The organism is Sphingomonas sp. BE138 (assembly GCF_031456125.1).
In the GTDB taxonomy this organism is placed as follows: Bacteria; Pseudomonadota; Alphaproteobacteria; order Sphingomonadales; family Sphingomonadaceae; genus Sphingomonas.
In genome coordinates, this window is record NZ_JAVDUC010000004.1 from 259,512 (window position 1) to 276,106 (window position 16,595).

Below are 16,595 nucleotides of genomic sequence, written 5' to 3' on the forward strand. Positions count from 1 at the left end.
GTCCCTCTGCAATTGGGGGCTGTCCTACACGCCGCGTCCGAACATAAAGGGAACGTTCTCGACGATGGAGGACACATACATGCCCGACAAGTTCCAGAACAGCAGCGACAGCGCCGCCGCGCCCGCCACCGCGCCGTTTGCGATCGTACCCGACGACGCCAACCCGCTGCCGAACGTGCCCAAGGGCATCTATGTCGGCACCGGCGGCACAATCACGCTACGCGGCGTCGGCGGCACCGAGGACGTCACGTACCGCAACCTGCCCGACGCCAGCTATGTCGCGGTGCGCGCGCTCTTCGTCCGCGCGACCGGCACCACCGCCGCCAACCTGATCGCGGAGGCCTGAGATGACACGAACCTCGGGATCGATCGGTGGCGCGGTGAGCGCCGCGGCGCTGGCACGGGTCGGCGCGCCGGTACCGGCGGTGGAGACCGCCTCGCCCACCGCGTTGCTGGCATGGGCGGCGGCGCGCGGACGGCTGCGCAGCGGCATGGCGGACTCGGCGCGGATCGCCTTCGTCGGCGACAGCAAGACGATGGGGGCGGGTGCCGGCAGCGGCGCGAGCGGCACGGTCGGCGCCTTCGCACGCGCGCGCCCGGCGCGGGTCGCGGCGCTGCTGGCCGCGGGCGGGCTGCCGGTGCGCGCCGACGCCTTCTTCGGGTGCGCCGGGCTGGGGAGCATCGCCGACGTGCTCGCCTATGATCCGCGGCGCAGCGGCTTTTCGGGCTGGAGCGGCGGCCCGGTTTCGCTGGGCGGCGCGTCGATGACCGCCGGCTCCGCGAACCCCGGACAATTCCAGCCGTCCGGCCCGGCCGACCGCTGCTCGGTGTTCATCCGCAACGGCTCCGATCGCCCGCCGCTGACCGTGACGAAGGGCGCAGAGACGGTGACGATCACCCCGACAGGCGCGCCGGGCGGGTTCGCGCGCTTGGAGGTGTCGTTCGCGACGCGCGACGCGAACCCGATCGTCGTGGCGCGCGCCGGCGGCACCACCAACCTGGTGCTCATCGGGATGATCGCGTGGGACAGCCAGCGTCCGGGCGTGGAGATCGCCAATTTCGGTGCGTACGGCGTCACCTCCGCATTCCAGGCCGATCTGTCGAGTGCGGGTGCGCCCGCCGCGGCGCTCGCCGCCTATGCCCCGCACCTGACGGTGGTGAACCTGGGTACCAACGACAGCCAGCAAGCGGTGCCGATGGCGACATGGCTGGCCAAAATCCGCATGATCGTCCAGCAGGCGCGGGCGAGCGGCAGTGTGGTCCTGAGCTGGCCGGCGGTGGCCGGCGTCAGCCCGAACGGCGGCACCGACGCGAACCGCGCGCAGTGGCGCAACGCGCTGCGTGCGCTGGCTTTCGAGACCGAGTGCCTGTTCATCGACGAGGAAGCGCTGCTCGGCGGGCGCGCCGCCGCGCAGGCGAGCGGCGCGTTCTTCGACGCGCTGCACGAATCGCCGTGGGCCTATGACGTGCAGGCCGCCGCGATCGTGCGCGCGATCCTGTAAGGCTGCTTCCCGAATTGGGCTCCGCCGCGCAGGCGGCGGAGCCATCGTGCTTGCCCCTGCGGCACTTCATGCTACCCCGGCGGCCGATTGACCCGGGAGACAGCGTGCGCGCCGACGCCAGCGAACTGACCGCCCCGCCCGCCCCCGCCGACGTGTGCATCGTCGGGTCGGGTGCCGCCGGCCTGACCCTGGCCGCGCGCTGCGCCGCGCTGGGGATGGAGGTGCTGGTGCTGGAGGCGGGCGGCACCCGCGTCGAGCCGCAGGTCCAGGACGCCTATGCCGGCGAGGTCGCCGACCCGCGCGTCCACTGGCCGATCGACAATTTCCGCATCCGTGCGCTCGGCGGCACGACGGCCCTGTGGGGCGGACGGTCGATCCCGTTCGACCCGATCGACTTCGAACCGCGCCCGTGGGTCGCGCATTCCGGCTGGCCGATCGGCTATGACGAGGTCGCGCGCTACTACCCGGCCGCGATGGAGGCGGCGGAGGCCGGCGCGTTCGATCACACGCCCTCCGCGCCGATCGTGCCGGGGCTGGACGGCGAGTGGCTGCACACCACGATCGAGCGCTTCAGCCGCCCGACCAACTTCTGGACCCGCTACGGCCGGGAACTGACCGCGGCAACCAACGTCCGCATCGTCACGCACGCGCCGGTCACCGCGGTGCGGCTGACGCCGGACGGCGGCCACGTCGACCATCTGGAGGTGCGCGCGCCGAGCGGTGCGACCTGGCCGGTACGCGCGCGCGCCTATGTGCTGGCGGCAGGCGGGCTGGAGACCGCGCGGCTGCTGCTCGCCTCCGACGACGTGCTGCCCGAAGGGCCGGGCAATGCCGGCGGCTGGCTGGGGCGCGGCTACATGTGCCACCTCGCCGCCCATTTCGGCACCGCGCACTTCACCGGCGCACCCGAAGCGATCGGCTTCGACTACGAACGCGATGCCGAGGGCATCTACATCCGCCGCCGCCTCGCCCCGACCCCGGCGGCGCAGCGCGCGAGGCACCTGCTCAACAGCACGATGCGACTGCACATCCGCGACGTGAACGATCCGTCGCACGGCGATGCGGTGCTGTCGCTGATGTACCTGGCCGCCTATGCGGTGAAATATGAATACAGCCGCGCCTCGCGCGAGGCGGACCGCTCGATCGGCCCCTATCTGCGCCACCTCGGCAATATCGCCCGGCACCCGCTACAGCTGTTCCACTTCGTGCGCACCTGGGGCGTGAAGCGGTATCTGTCGTCGCGCCGCATCCCGTCGATCGCGCTGCCGGCGCGCGACAATCGCTATCCGATCGAGTTCATCAGCGAACAATCGCCCTGCTGGGACAGCCGCGTGGCGCTGTCGGACGAGCGCGACGCGCTGGGCATGCGCCGGCTGCGGGTCGACTGGCGCGTCGCGCCCGCCGACTTCGATTCGGTGCGCGCCACCTACCGCCTCGTTCACGACGAGCTGGCGCGCACCGGTACCGGCACGCTCGATTATGACGAGGCGTCGGTCACCGACGCGATCCTCGACGCCGGTGCCTATGGCGGCCATCACAGCGGGACGACGCGGATGGCGGACAGCCCGCGCGACGGCGTGGTCGACCGCGAATGCCGCGTCCACGGGGTCGCCGGGCTGTACGTCGCCAGCGCATCGGTCACTCCGACGTCCAGCCAGGCCAATCCGACGCTGACGGCGATCGCGCTGGCGCTGCGGCTGGCCGATCACTTGAAGGAGCGGCGGGCATGACGGGCGCAGTGCTGGTGACCGGCGCGGGTGGATTCGTCGGCCGGCGGGCGGTGGCGGCGCTGGAGGCGGCCGGGATGCCGGTGGTCGCCGGCTATCGCCGCCCCCCCGCCGGCGGCACCGCGCTCGACGTGCTCGATCCGGTCGCGCTGGCCGCCGCGATGCCGGGGGTGGAGACGGTCGTCCACACCGCGGTCGGCGATCCGCGCGACACGCGCGTGATCGTCGACGGCACCCGCAACACGCTGGCCGCCGCGCAGGCTGCCGGGGTCGCGCGCTTCATCCAGCTCAGCTCGGTCGCGGTCTACGGCACGGTGACCGGGATCATCGACGAAGAGGCGCCGACCGAGCGGCCGCATGGCGCCTATGGCGCGGCGAAGGTCGCGGCGGAGGCGATGTGCCGCGACGCCGCCGCGGCGATGGCGGTCGCGATCCTGCGTCCGACGCTGATCTACGGCCCGCGCAGCGCGCAATGGACGACGCCGTACCTCGACCGGCTGCACGGCGGCTGCCCCCGGCTCGGCGCGGCCGGGCGAGGCGACGCGAACCTCGTCCATGTCGACGACCTCGCCGGGTTCATCGTCCACCTCGCCATCGCACCCGCGCCGATCGCGGGCACCTTCAACGTCAACGGCGCCGATATCCCGACCTGGGACGGCTATCTCGAGGCGTTACGCAACGCGATCGGCGCTCCGGGGCCCACCGGCACATTGCCGGGGCGCCCTACGCTGGCCGCGCGCAAGCTGGCCAAGGCGCTCGGCCGCGCCGGCGTGACGCTGGCGCCGCTCGACCGCTTCGTCACGCGCACGCCGTCGCACGACGAGATCGCGCGCTTCGCCGCCCCGGTGCGCTACGATATCGCGCGGATGCTGGCGACCGGATACCGGCCGCGCATCAGCCTGGCCGAGGGCGTAGCCGGTATCGCCGCGTGGGAGCGCGCCGGGCGACCATGACGTTCACGTCATACGTGTGAATTGTGCCACGGGCGCTGATCGCAGCGCGTAACTTTTTGCACACATGACTAACGGTGCGCAAAGCGCGCGTTAGCTTTCTCGTCTTATTACAGTGACTTGGTTCAGCTACGGCAAACCTTTTGCGCGCGCTGCCATCCGCGGTAGCTTGAGCGACGAAGACGTCCGTCACCGTGGACGCGAGGAGAGGTCATGCACGTCACCGCCATTCCACCCGAAGCCGAAGGACCGCGACGCCTTCATCATCACCTCTACGTCCAGGTGCTGATCGCGATCGTCGCCGGCGCGGTGCTGGGTCACTTCTATCCGAGCCTGGGCGAAGCGCTGAAACCGCTGGGCGACGGTTTCATCAAGCTGGTCAAGATGGTGATCGCCCCCGTCATCTTCCTGACGCTGGTTAGCGGTATCGCCGGCCTGCGCGAGCTGAGCGCGGTCGGGCGCGTCGCCGGCAAGGCGTTCGGCTATTTCCTGTTCTTTTCCACGCTGGCGCTGATCGTCGGGATGATCGTCGCCAACGTCGTCCAGCCGGGCGCAGGCATGAACATCAACCCTGCGTCGCTGGATGCCGGCAAGATCGCCGATTATGCGGAAAAAGCGCATGATACCACGCTGACCGGCTTCATCCTGAACATCATCCCCGACACGCTCGTGTCGGCGCTGACGCAGGGCAACATCCTGCAGGTGCTGCTGGTGGCGATCCTGTTCGGCGTCGCGATCAGCCTGGTCGGCAAGCCCGCCGAGCCGATCCTCGACGGCATCGAACGACTGAATATCGTCGTCTTCCGCGTCGTTGCGATCCTGATGCGCGTCGCCCCGCTCGGCGCCTTCGGAGCGATCGCCTTCACCGTCGGCAAGTACGGCGTCGGCAGCCTCGTCAACCTCGGCGGGCTGGTCGCGACATTCTACCTGACGTCGGCGGTGTTCGTGTTCGGCATCCTCGGGCTGGTTGCGCGGCTGCACGGCTTTTCGATCCTTCGGCTGATCGCCTATCTGAAGGGCGAGCTGTTGCTGGTGCTCGGCACCTCCTCGTCCGAGCCGGCGCTGCCGGGGCTGCTGACCAAGCTGGAGGCCGCCGGCTGCGACCGCGGCGTCGTCGGGCTGGTCGTCCCGACCGGCTATTCGTTCAACCTCGACGGCACCAACATCTACATGACCCTTGCGGCGCTGTTCATCGCACAGGCGTGCAACGTCGACCTGACGATCGGCCAGCAGCTCCTGTTGCTCGGCGTCGCGATGCTGTCGTCGAAGGGGGCGGCGGGGGTGACCGGCGCAGGGTTCATCACGCTGGCGGCCACGCTGTCGATCGTGCCGACCGTGCCGGTCGCGGGCATGGCGCTGATCCTGGGCGTCGACCGCTTCATGAGCGAATGCCGCAGCCTGACCAATTTCATCGGCAACGCGGTCGCCGCGATCGTGGTCGCGCGATGGGAAGGCAAGCTGGACCGCGCCGCGCTGGAAACGGCGCTCGCCGGGCATCCGCCTTCCATACCGGCAATCACGCAGCCGGTCGACTGAACGACATCGGATCGCACCAAGGGATCGCGAAAGCGGTGGGCGCGCACGCCCGCCGCTTCTCGTTCATCTGTGGAGGCGATCGGCACCGATCTGCCAATGCTCCCTTTCTGATTTGTCATGCTGGCGACACTCAGCGGAAAAGCACCGACAATCATAAGCATAACGCCTGAAATCTGATGTAGATCGTGCCGGGCGAGGCGCGAACCGTACGATCCTGACACGACACCCGCGGAAAACCACAGGTGAAGACTTGTATTTATTTGCTTGCAAATGCAAATAACATAGGTGCGATCGGTTCTTCGATTGCTGCACAGACTGGGTCATGAGTGACGGGCCGCGTAGACAGGGCTGTGCGTCTGTAATAGAAAAGGGGTGCGGTACCGTGCCGAATTACGCGGCCACCGAACAACGCCATAATATCGATCCCAATTTTGCTCACCGTCCGGAGCATGGCCGGCCGTTGACACGATTGGCCTGCCTGCTCGCGGAATTTCACACCAGCATCAACGTGGTCGGCCTCCGTTACTTTAGCGGTAACATGGACCGGTTCATGGTCTTCTGCCTCTTGCTTAGAACCACTTTGTCGCATCCCGACCGGCACGGCACGATCTCGATCCATTCGGCGGCCATGTCGCTAGGGCGGCCGTTCGAAACCGTGCGCCGCCATGTCCGCGCGCTACTCGATCGCAACGTGTGCGAACGGACGCCGACCGGTGTGATGCTGTCACGACCCTATTGGGAAAAGCCCGAGAACTGGCGGCAGCTGCGCTACACGCACGACTGTTTCGTCCGGTTGATCGCGGACGGCGTGGCAGTCGGCGCGATCCCTGCGGGGACGTCGGGCGCCGTGCCCGGTGCCAAGCTTTCGCTTGACGACGGCGTCTGCGCAGCGATCGACCTCATCCTGGCGCTGGCCGATGCAAATCGCCACCTGTGCCCCGAAGCGATCGACCTCGCGATCTTCGCCGCGGTACTTCACGCCAATTTTCAGGCGTTCGACGCCGATCGTGCCGCGAACCCTGGCTGCCGGATGGACTCGCTACAGGCGCGTCATGCCGTGCGGATCGCACAGATTGCGCGCGCGCTGTCGATGCCCGACACCACGGTGCGGCGGCGCGTCACGCCGTTCAGCGGTTCCGGCGGCCTTTACCGGCGCAGTACCATGGGGTTGCTGGTCGCCACCGACCGCCTGCAACCGTGCGTGGGATCCACCTACGCCGCCGGCGAGAGGCACGGGTCGATCCGGCTCATCATCCAGCGTGCGGTCGCCAACGGCCTGTCGTTGCAGAATCCGGCGCGATCCTATTGCGAGGGGCGCCCACCCACACCCAGCATCGCTTGACCTCAGCCGCCGCGGGGGCGCTTCGGTGCCAGCGCGGACAGGATACCGCGAACCGTCCGCACCTCCTGGCTCGACCAGCCCGGCTTCGTCAGCAGCGTTCGGAGCATACGCCGCGTCGCCGGCGTGCGATCCGGCGGGAAGAAATAGCCGCCCTCGTCCAGCAACGCGTCGAGCTGCGCGATCATCCCGTCCAGCTCGCGTTGCGGCGCGGGCGGGTCGGCATCGACCGCCGGCGGGCTGGCCAGCCCCTGCCCCTTCGACCATTCGTAAGCAACCAGGATCACTGCCTGCGCGAGGTTGAGGCTGCCGAACTCGGGATTGATCGGCACCGTCACGATCGTGCGCGCGACCGCCACGTCGTCGGTCTCCAGCCCCGATCGCTCCGGGCCGAAGAGGATCGCGGAGCGTTCCGGCCCCGCATGGATGGCACGCGCGGCCTGTTCGGGTGTCACCACCGGCTTGGTCACGCCGCGCTTGCGCACCGTTGTGGCATAGACGTGTGCGCAGTCCGCCACCGCCTCGGCGACCGTCTCGAACACCGTCGCGCGGTCGAGCACGATGTCCGCGCCGGACGCTGCCGGCCCCGCCTGCGGATTGGGCCAGCCGTCACGCGGCGCGACCAGCCGCAGCTCGGTCAGCCCGAAGTTGAGCATCGCGCGCGCCGCCTTGCCGATGTTCTCGCCCAGTTGCGGACGGACGAGGACGATGACGGGCGGTAATCCGGCAGCGGGGCGCGGCGTCGCCATTCGATTCGAGCCAGCGTCGAGCGCAGCCGGGCGCGCGGCGTCACTGACGGCGCGCCAGTCCCCCGCGAACAGCGCTTCCTTCTTCGCGGGCGACCAGTCCTTCACCTCCCGCTCGCGCTCCAGCGCTTCAATCCGCGTGGGGAACGCCTGCGCCCACATCAACTCGACGGGTCGGCGATCATGCGCGTAGCCGGGTATCGTGCCTGACTGATGCTGCGCGACGCGACGTTCGAGATCGTCGGTGTGGCCAGTATAGTAGCTGCCGTCGGCGCAGCGCAGGATATAGACGAAGAAGCTCATCGTGACGCTATGTTCTCGACGGGCGCATCTCGGCAAGCGCGATGCTGCTTGAACCGAACGGACGGATTGAAATCGTCGATCGGGCGGATGACGGTATCAACTACCCCCGCCCCGCTTCCTCCACACTCCCCGCGAACTCCTCGAAATCACGCGCTTCGCTGAAGTCGCGATAGACGCTGGCGAAGCGGATGTAGGCGACCGAGTCGAGCCCCTTCAGCCCGTCCATCACCATCTCGCCGATCCGCTTGGCGGTGACCTCGGGTTCGCCGCTCGTCTCCAGCTGCCGCTGGATGCCGCTCACCAGCTTTTCGAGTCGTACCGGCTCGACCGGTCGCTTGCGCGCCGCGATCGAGATCGAGCGCAACAGCTTGTCGCGGTCGAACGGTTCACGGCGCGACTCGCTTTTCACCACCGTCAGGTCGCGCAGCTGAATGCGCTCGAACGTGGTGAAGCGCGCCGCGCACCCCTCGCACTGCCGCCGCCGGCGGATCGCCGCCCCATCGTCCGTGGGGCGGCTGTCCTTCACCTGGCTGGCATCATGGCCGCAGAACGGGCAGCGCATTCAGCGGGTCACCGGTTCTTGGTGCCCTTGTGATAGGCGTAGGCCGCGCCCGCGATCGCGCCGAAGATCGGTCCGACCACCGGCAGCGGGATGGCGACGACCGCGCCCAGCGCGCTCCACTTCGCCATGCTCTTGCCCAGCCCCGGCGTGCTCTTCACCGTGCCGCGCACCTCGTCGACCTTCTTGTCGAAATCGGCCACCGATCGTCCTCCTCAGTTGTAGATCGGGAACCGAGCGCACAAGGCGCGCACACGTTCCCGCACATCCGCCTCGACCGCCGGGTCGCCGGCCTCGCCCTTGGCGCGCAGTCCGTCGAGCACGTCGGCGACCATGTTGCCGATCTCGCGGAACTCCGCCACGCCGAAACCGCGCGTGGTACCCGCCGGGCTGCCGACGCGGATGCCGCTGGTCTTGACCGGGGGCAGCGGATCGTTGGGGATGCCGTTCTTGTTGCAGGTGATGCCGGCGCGCTCCAGCGCCTCGTCGGCGTCGCGCCCGGTGATGCCGAGCGGGGTGAGATCGACGAGCGCCAGATGCGTGTCGGTGCCGCCCGAGACGAGGTCGGCACCGCGCTCCTTCAGCGTGGCGGCCAGCACCTTGGCATTCTCGACCACCGCCGCGGCATAGCTCTTGAATTCAGGCCGCAGCGCCTCGCCGAACGCGACCGCCTTGGCGGCGACGACGTGCATCAGCGGCCCGCCCTGCAAGCCCGGGAACACCGCCGAGTTGATCTTCTTCGCGATCGCCTCGTCGTCGGTCAGCACCATGCCGCCGCGCGGCCCGCGCAGCGTCTTGTGCGTGGTGGTGGTGACGACATGCGCATGGCCGAACGGCGTCGGGTGGACACCGCCGGCGACCAGCCCGGCAAAGTGCGCCATGTCGACCATGAAGAATGCCCCGACCTTGTCGGCGATGGCACGGAAGCGCGCGAAGTCGATATGGCGCGGGTATGCCGAGCCGCCGGCGATGATCAATCTGGGCTGGGTTTCGACCGCCTGGCGTTCGACGGCGTCATAATCGATCAGATGCGTGTCCGCGGTGACGCCATATTGCACCGCGTTGAACCATTTGCCGCTCATCGCGGCGCGCGCGCCGTGCGTCAGGTGACCGCCCGCATCCAGGCTGAGCCCCATGATCGTGTCGCCGGGCTTGGTCAGCGCCAGCATGACCGCCCCGTTCGCCTGCGCGCCCGAATGCGGCTGGACGTTGACGAAGCCGCAGTTGAACAATTGCTTGGCGCGATCGATCGCCAGCTGCTCGACCTCGTCGGACGGGTGGCAGCCCTGGTAATAGCGCTTGCCTGGATAGCCCTCGGCATATTTGTTCGTGAAGACGGAGCCTTGCGCCTCCAGCACCGCGCGGCTGACGATGTTTTCCGACGCGATCAGCTCGATCTGCGTCTGCTCGCGCGTCAGCTCATGCTCGATGCCGGCGAACACCGCCGCATCGGCATCGGCGAGGCCGCGGGTGAAGAAGCCGCCATCGGTTTTATAGGCGTGCTGGATATCGGACAGCGAGGTCGGTTTGGTGCTCATGCAGGCTCCTTGAGCATGTCGACGCGGGGGGCGTGCCGCCCGCCGAGGAAATCCGTGGACAGGAAGGCGCGGACGCACGCGCGCGCCATCTCCGCGCCGATCAGCCGCGCCCCCAGCGCGATCGCATTGGCGTCGTTGTGGCTGCGCGCGAGTGCGGCGGACAAAGGTTCGTTGACCAGTGCGCAGCGCACCGCCGGGTTGCGGTTGGCCGCGATCATGATGCCGATCCCCGACCCGCACAACGCGATCCCGCGTTCCGCTTCTCCGGCGGCCAGAACGTCGGCCAGCTTGCGCCCGTAATCGGGATAATCGACGCTGGCCGTGCCATGCGTGCCGAGGTCGAGCACGTCATGCCCCTCGCCGCTCAACCACTCGCGCAACTCGTCCTTCAACGAAACAGCGGCATGGTCGCAGGCGATGGCGATACGCAACGGATCGACTCCCGGAATGATCGGATGTCCGCGCTCTAGCGAGCCGAGCGCGGGAACGCCACCCGGAACGCGGCTGCCCGGTCGCCGGTTGACGCGCCATGATGCTGCGCCCTCCCCTGTTTGCCGTTCCGCTCGCGCTCGCCGCCTGTGCGCAGCCCGCGCCCGATCCATCCCCGAGTACCACGCCCACCGAGCGCAACGGCCCGCTGGCCGCGCCACGCGACAATGCGATCGAGCCTGCCGCCACCGCCGCGATCGAGGACCGCTATCTCGGACGCTGGATCGGCGTCGAGGGCATGTATCTGAACGTCACGCGCCGGGCGGGCGGCGGCGTCATGCTCGACATGCAATGGGATCTGGACCATCGCGGCACCTTCGTGGGGTCGGTCACCGCGGAGGGATTGCGGTTCGTCCGCAATGGCGTCGCGGAGACGGCGGTTCCCGGCGACGGCGATGCTGCCGGGCTGAAGTGGCTGGCCGGCAAGAGCGATTGCCTGATCGTGAAAAGCGGGGAGGGATATTGCCGCGCATAGGCGGCAACGACCGCCAGTCGCACGGCCGCATGGTGGCCCCTCAGCGTCGCGCCGTGATCGCTGCCGCCAGCGCGAGCGTCCGCCGCGCCTCCTCGAGATGCAACCGTTCCACCATACGGCCCTCGATACGGATCGCGCCCTCGTCCTCGCGCCCATCGAACGCCGCCGCCAGCTGCCGCGCCGCCGCAACCTCGGCATCCGATGGCGCGAAGGCCGCGTTCGCCGTCGCGATCTGGGCGGGGTGGATCAGCGTCTTGCCGTCAAAGCCCCAGTCGCGGCCCTGCGCGCACTCGGCCGCGATCGCAGCCTGATCGTCGAGCGAGTTGATGACCCCGTCGAGCGCCACCAGCCCACCCGCGCGCGCCGCCAGCACGATCTGTGCGAGTACGGGTAGCAGCGTAGCCCGGTCAGCGCCCACCCGACACCGCAGTTCTCGCGCCAGATCATTGGTCCCGGCCACCAGCGCGGCCAGCCCGGTCGCGCCCGCCGCCCCGACGATCTCGCGCAGCGCCAGCACGCCGCCGCACGTCTCGATCATCCCCCACAACGCCGGCCCACCCCCCAGCGCGGTGCGTGTGGTGAGCAGCGTTTCCGAATCCGCCAGCTTGGGCAGCAGCACCGCGCCGACCGCGCTGCGCGCCAGCGCCGCCAGATCGTCCGCCCCCCACGGCGTATCGAGCGCATTGACCCGCACCACCAGCTCGCGCGCGCCGAACCCGCCGTCCTGCACCGCGGTCACCGCCGCGTCCCGCGCCGCCGCCTTCTGCGTCGGCGCCACCGCATCCTCCAGGTCGAGGATCACGACATCGCACGGCAGCGTGCGCGCCTTCTCGATCGCCCGCGCATTCGACGCCGGCAGGAACAAGGCACTGCGCCGCGGACGCACCGTCGTCACGCGGCGCCGCCCGACAGCGGTGCGAACCGCGCGACCTGCCGCCCGATCAGCCGCAACTGCTCGACCACCGCCGGATCGCTTGCCCCGCCCTCGTCATCGAAACGCGTCACCTGCGTGTTGATCGCCGCCGCGAACGGCGTCGGCCAGCCGCGCAGCGCATGGACGATCGAGCGCAACGCCGCGATCGTCGACCCCGTCGCCTGCCAGCCATAAGCGGTCGCGATCAAGCCGACCGGCATGTCGGCCAGATACGGGCGCGGGTCACGCGCGGTCTCTTCCAGCAGGTCGAGGGCGTTCTTGACCACGCCGGAAATGCTGCCGTGATATCCGGGACTGGAGATGATGACCGCCGACGCCTGCCGCACCGCGTCGACGAACGCACGCTCCTCGGGCGTACGCGACGTGGCCCGCGGATCGTACAGCGGCAAGCGCGCCATGTCGGCGCCCCCGAACATCTGCGTGCGGAACCCCTGCGCCGCCGCCTCGGACAGCGCAATGCGCAACGCCCGCTCGGTCGAGGACACGCCCCCGATCGTTCCCCCGATCCCCACCACCAGCGGCGCGGCGGCGGCTTTCGCATCATCCTGCATTTGGTTATCCTTGGTCAACGCGGGCGAGGCTTGCGACAACTGTTCTATCAGCATAAGACACCACCAGCCATGCGCCCCGACCCCTACGACACTGGCCGCGTCCGCTACAACCATGCTCGCGGCGATACGCCCGGCGGCGCGGCGCCCGATCCGCTGCCCTCGTTCGGCGCATGGCAGGACGATGCCGAACATCCGGAGCAGGGCCCGCCCCGCTGGAACGACGACGGCGGCGACGACCGTCGCGGCCCGCGCCGCCGTATCGCGTGGGGCAAATGGATCGTCCGCGGGCTGGCCGCCTCGATCGTGATCTTCGTGCTGGCGGTCATCTGGCTGGCGGTGACCGCGCCGTTGTCGCGGTCGCTCAAGCCCCCCACCCCGCCGTCGATCACGCTCACCGCCGCCGACGGCACGCCGATCGCGCGGCGCGGTGCCATCATCGGTGCGCCGGTCGACGCCGCCACGCTGCCTGCGCACGTGCGCGAGGCGTTCCTCGCGATCGAGGACCGCCGCTTCTACTCGCACTGGGGGATCGACCCGCGCGGCATCGCGCGCGCCGCCTGGGCGAACGTCGGCTCTGGCGGGGTCCGGCAGGGCGGCTCGACGATCACGCAGCAGCTGGCCAAGAACGCCTTCCTCGATTCGGACCGCACCGCGGCGCGCAAGATCCGCGAGGTCATGATCGCCTTCTGGCTGGAGGCGTGGCTCAGCAAGGACGAGATCCTCTCGCGCTACCTCTCGAACGTCTATTTCGGCGACAACGTCTACGGGATCACCGCCGCGTCCAAACATTATTTCGGGCGCACGCCGCAGAAGCTGAACATCGGGCAGGCCGCGATGCTGGCGGGGCTGGTCAAGGCGCCGTCGCGGCTCGCCCCGACCGGCAATCTGAAGGGCGCACGCGCGCGGCAGGCGGTGGTGGTCGGGGCGATGGTCGACGCCGGCTTCCTGACCAAGCGCGAGGCCGCGTCGGTCCAGCCGCAACGCGTGCTGCCCGCGCGGACCGACACATTGCCGACCGGCACCTATTTCGCCGACTGGGTCTTGCCGACCGCGCGCGAGGTGGCGGGCGACGCGGGGACCGAAGCCACCGTCAAGACGACGCTCGACCGCGGGTTGCAGGCGACCGCCGAGCGGGTAGTGCGGCAGGCCAGCCTGGGCGGCCTGCAGGCGGCGGTGGTTGCGATGCGCCCGGACGGCGAGGTCGTCGCGATGGTCGGGGGCAAGGATTACCGGTCCAGCGCCTTCAATCGCGCGGTGCAGGCCAAGCGCCAGCCGGGATCGACCTTCAAGCTGTTCGTCTACCTTGCCGCGCTGCGCGCCGGGCTGACCCCCGACGATGTGCGCGACGATTCGCCGGTCGAGATCGCAGGGTGGAAGCCGCGGAACGACGACGGACGCTACCTGGGGCCGATCACGCTGCGCCGTGCCTTCGCGCGTTCGTCGAACGTGGTCGCCGCGCGGCTGACGCAGGAGGCCGGCGTGCGCAACGTCATCCGCGCCGCGCGCGACCTCGGGATCACCACGCCGATCCCCAACGAGGCGACGATCGGGCTCGGCACCGCCGAGGTGTCGCTACTGGAGCTGACCGGCGCCTATGCCGCGATCGCCAACGGTCGCTATCCGGTCACCCCGCGCGGGGTGGAGGGCAATCGCAACGCCAGCTGGTACGAGAAGATCGCCGGCCGCGACACCGAGATGCCCGCCAAGATCCGCGACGCGATGCGCTCGCTGCTCGGCTCGTCGATCCGCGGCACCGGGCGCGACGCCAACTTGCCCGTCGACGCCTTCGGCAAGACCGGCACCAGCCAGGGCGGACGCGACGGCTGGTTCATCGGGTTCGCCGGCAATCTCGTCGTCGGCGTCTGGGTGGGCAAGGACGACAGCTCGCCCAACCCCGGTCTGCACGGCGGCGGCATTCCGGCGCAGATCTGGCGGCAGTTCATGATGTCGGCGCTCCACATTCCGGTCGTCGTCGCGCCGCCCGAGGACGAGTTGGGCGCGCCGCTCGACAATATGGAGGGCGAGGCGCTCGACCAGTTCGGGCGCGTCCTGGACGGCGCGCAGCCGACGATCGACGATGCGGTCGACCGGCTCCGCGAACTCGGCATCGAGCTGCCGCAGCCGCCCGAGCCGCGTCGTCGCGTGCCGGACGATCGGTTCGATCGTGACCGCTTACCCGACGATCGCGGCCCGCCGCCCGAGGACGGGCCGGGTGAGGACGAGGAGCGTTACGACCGCTTCTGAGACTTTCTCACCGCGGCGACACGGATGTTTCCACCGCGGCGAACCCGTCATGCTCCAGGGCGCTTGACCCGCATCTCACCCGACATATTGTCGTACAAAAGGGAGGATGTCGTCATGTTGCGCCCGATCTTCGTCGCCGCCGCATTTCTGGCGACTACCGCGCTCCCCGCCGGCGCGCAGGAGCAGACCGTCGCGGTGACGCTTCGCCCCGCGCTTGATCGACCGTCCACTACCTTCGAAGGGTGGGGTACCGCACTCGCCTGGTTCGCGGACGTGACCGGCGGCTGGCCCGCGGCGGAGCGCGAGCGGCTCGCCGACCTGTTCTACGGCCGCGACGGACTCGGCTGGACGATCGCGCGCTACAACATCGGCGGGGGCAATGCCGCGGGTACGCCGCCGTACCTGCGGCCGGGGGGCGCGATACCGGGTTTCTGGCGCCAGCCGCGGGGCACGGAAGGGCGCGACTGGTGGCGCGCCGACGATCCCGCGATGTGGGACTGGTCGCAGGATCGGCGCCAGCGCTGGTGGCTCGACGCGATCCGCGATCGCGTGCGCGTGCCGATCTTCGAGGCGTTCTCCAACTCGCCGCCGTGGTTCATGACCGTCTCCGGCCGCGTGTCGGGCGCGGACAGGGCGACCGACGACAATCTGCGCCCTGGATTCGAGAACGTGTTCGCGACCTATCTGGCGCGCAGCGTCGCGGAATTGCAACGGCGCCATCGCATCACGTTCCGCACCTTGTCGCCGATGAACGAACCCAACACCGATTACTGGTTCGCCGCCAACAAGCAGGAGGGCGCGCACTGGAGCCCGGCGCGACAGGCGGCGATGATCGACGCCACCGATGCCGCGCTCCGGGCCGAGCGGCTGACCACGGTCGTCGCCGCGCCCGACGAGACCAACTCGGTGCTCTTCCTGAGCGATTGGTCCGCCTATCCTGCCGCGACCCGCGCGCGGATCGGGCAGCTCAACATCCACAGCTACGGCACCATCCACCAGACCGGGGTTCGCGACGCCGCGCGCGCAGCGGGCATACGTTTGTGGATGAGCGAAAATGATGCGCCACTCGACAGGGATCCGGAGAACGTCGAGGGCATGGCCTCGCCGCTGGCAATGGCGGAGCATATCGTCCTCGATCTCAAGCGGCTTGAGCCGGCCGCCTGGGTGTTCTGGCAGGCGGTGGAGGACCTCAGCACGCGCAACGGCGCGAAGGGATCGAACTGGGGTCTGGTCAAGGCCGATCTCCGTGCTGCCGACGACGCAGCGCATGCGATCCGGGTGACCCGGAAATATTGGGCGATGGCACAATTCAGCCGCTACATTCGCCCGGGTGACCGCCTGTTGGCCGTCGACGACCTCGATACGGTCGGCGCGCTGTCGCCGGACGGCAGCCGACTGGTGCTGGTGCACGTCAATCCCGGACTGAACCCGCGAAGGCTGCTTCCGCCAGCGGGCTGGCGGGGATCGATGGTGGTCACCGACGCGACGCACAACGCCACGTGCGTTGCGGGCATGACGGCGCCCGCACGCTCGGTCGCGACGCTGGTCCTGCACCGTGGCAACCCGCCGAGCCTACCGTGCAGACGCGCCGGCGTATCGACGGTAACAGAGGATCGCGACTTCGCGCCGTAAGCGCCCGACAAGCCGCACGTCGAAAGGAACGGGTGCAGCAGTGGATTGCCGCCGCTGGATCTCGCATTGT

The 16,595-nt window shown here is 69.4% G+C and carries 16 protein-coding genes; 9 read left to right on the forward strand and 7 right to left on the reverse strand.

Translation table 11 applies throughout. The features are described 5' to 3' along the window. Positions 1 to 79 precede the first annotated feature (79 nt). The 6 genes from J2Y58_RS08065 (at position 80) to J2Y58_RS08090 (ending at position 7,057) form a co-directional block, all read left to right on the forward strand. A complete protein-coding gene (locus J2Y58_RS08065) occupies positions 80 to 346 on the forward strand; it encodes a hypothetical protein (RefSeq protein ID WP_310101212.1) in 267 nt (88 codons plus the stop codon). Between the two features lies 1 nt (position 347). Continuing rightward, a complete protein-coding gene (locus J2Y58_RS08070) occupies positions 348 to 1,502 on the forward strand; it encodes an SGNH/GDSL hydrolase family protein (protein ID WP_310101215.1) in 1,155 nt (384 codons plus the stop codon). A 104-nt stretch (positions 1,503 to 1,606) separates the two neighbouring features. Beyond that, positions 1,607 to 3,232, forward strand: coding sequence for a GMC family oxidoreductase (locus J2Y58_RS08075; protein WP_310101217.1), 1,626 nt, complete (start codon positions 1,607 to 1,609; stop codon positions 3,230 to 3,232). Beyond that, positions 3,229 to 4,182: an NAD(P)-dependent oxidoreductase gene (locus J2Y58_RS08080; RefSeq protein ID WP_310101220.1), complete on the forward strand. Its 954-nt coding sequence runs from the start codon at positions 3,229 to 3,231 to the stop codon at positions 4,180 to 4,182. The genes J2Y58_RS08075 and J2Y58_RS08080 overlap by 4 nt, the downstream gene beginning before the upstream one ends. Before the next feature lie 210 nt (positions 4,183 to 4,392). Beyond that, positions 4,393 to 5,715 carry a dicarboxylate/amino acid:cation symporter gene (locus J2Y58_RS08085; RefSeq protein WP_310101223.1) on the forward strand — a complete coding sequence of 441 codons (1,323 nt, stop codon included), beginning with the start codon at positions 4,393 to 4,395 and terminating at the stop codon, positions 5,713 to 5,715. Between the two features lie 550 nt (positions 5,716 to 6,265). After that, positions 6,266 to 7,057, forward strand: a complete 792-nt coding sequence (locus tag J2Y58_RS08090; protein WP_310101226.1) for a hypothetical protein — start codon at positions 6,266 to 6,268, stop codon at positions 7,055 to 7,057. Positions 7,058 to 7,059: 2 nt separating this feature from the next. On the opposite strand, the gene J2Y58_RS08095 is transcribed toward J2Y58_RS08090, so the two are convergent. The 5 genes from J2Y58_RS08095 to rpiB all read right to left on the reverse strand — a co-directional run bounded on the left by J2Y58_RS08095 (position 7,060) and on the right by rpiB (position 10,631). Then, complete coding sequence (locus J2Y58_RS08095; RefSeq protein ID WP_310101229.1) at positions 7,060 to 8,103, reverse strand: TrmH family RNA methyltransferase; 1,044 nt, start codon at positions 8,101 to 8,103, stop codon at positions 7,060 to 7,062. A gap of 100 nt (positions 8,104 to 8,203) precedes the next feature. Beyond that, entirely contained in the window at positions 8,204 to 8,665 is a 462-nt protein-coding gene (gene nrdR / locus J2Y58_RS08100) for a transcriptional regulator NrdR (RefSeq protein WP_310101232.1), read from the reverse strand. Between the two features lie 8 nt (positions 8,666 to 8,673). Then, on the reverse strand, positions 8,674 to 8,865 hold the full coding sequence (locus J2Y58_RS08105; protein WP_310101235.1) for a hypothetical protein: 192 nt from the start codon (positions 8,863 to 8,865) through the stop codon (positions 8,674 to 8,676). Positions 8,866 to 8,877: 12 nt separating this feature from the next. Then, a complete protein-coding gene (gene glyA / locus J2Y58_RS08110) occupies positions 8,878 to 10,200 on the reverse strand; it encodes a serine hydroxymethyltransferase (protein ID WP_310101237.1) in 1,323 nt (440 codons plus the stop codon). Beyond that, complete coding sequence (gene rpiB, locus J2Y58_RS08115) at positions 10,197 to 10,631, reverse strand: ribose 5-phosphate isomerase B (RefSeq protein WP_310101241.1); 435 nt, start codon at positions 10,629 to 10,631, stop codon at positions 10,197 to 10,199. Before rpiB ends, glyA begins: the two co-directional genes overlap by 4 nt. Before the next feature lie 101 nt (positions 10,632 to 10,732). Between rpiB and J2Y58_RS08120 the strand changes: the two genes are divergently transcribed. Then, the gene (locus J2Y58_RS08120) at positions 10,733 to 11,164 is read left to right on the forward strand and encodes a hypothetical protein (RefSeq protein ID WP_310101245.1); all 432 of its coding nucleotides are present in this window, start codon (positions 10,733 to 10,735) and stop codon (positions 11,162 to 11,164) included. A 40-nt stretch (positions 11,165 to 11,204) separates the two neighbouring features. Here the strand turns inward: J2Y58_RS08120 and J2Y58_RS08125 are convergent, their stop codons facing one another. Both J2Y58_RS08125 and J2Y58_RS08130 read right to left on the reverse strand, forming a co-directional pair. Next, on the reverse strand, positions 11,205 to 12,050 hold the full coding sequence (locus J2Y58_RS08125) for a CoA ester lyase (RefSeq protein WP_310101326.1): 846 nt from the start codon (positions 12,048 to 12,050) through the stop codon (positions 11,205 to 11,207). 5 nt (positions 12,051 to 12,055) lie between these two features. Then, positions 12,056 to 12,649 carry an NAD(P)H-dependent oxidoreductase gene (locus J2Y58_RS08130; protein WP_310101247.1) on the reverse strand — a complete coding sequence of 198 codons (594 nt, stop codon included), beginning with the start codon at positions 12,647 to 12,649 and terminating at the stop codon, positions 12,056 to 12,058. Between the two features lie 69 nt (positions 12,650 to 12,718). Between J2Y58_RS08130 and J2Y58_RS08135 the strand changes: the two genes are divergently transcribed. Together J2Y58_RS08135 and J2Y58_RS08140 are read left to right on the forward strand one after the other, a co-directional pair. Then, positions 12,719 to 14,893, forward strand: coding sequence for a transglycosylase domain-containing protein (locus tag J2Y58_RS08135; protein WP_310101250.1), 2,175 nt, complete (start codon positions 12,719 to 12,721; stop codon positions 14,891 to 14,893). A gap of 114 nt (positions 14,894 to 15,007) precedes the next feature. Beyond that, positions 15,008 to 16,525 carry a glycoside hydrolase gene (locus J2Y58_RS08140; RefSeq protein WP_310101253.1) on the forward strand — a complete coding sequence of 506 codons (1,518 nt, stop codon included), beginning with the start codon at positions 15,008 to 15,010 and terminating at the stop codon, positions 16,523 to 16,525. Positions 16,526 to 16,595 lie beyond the last annotated feature (70 nt).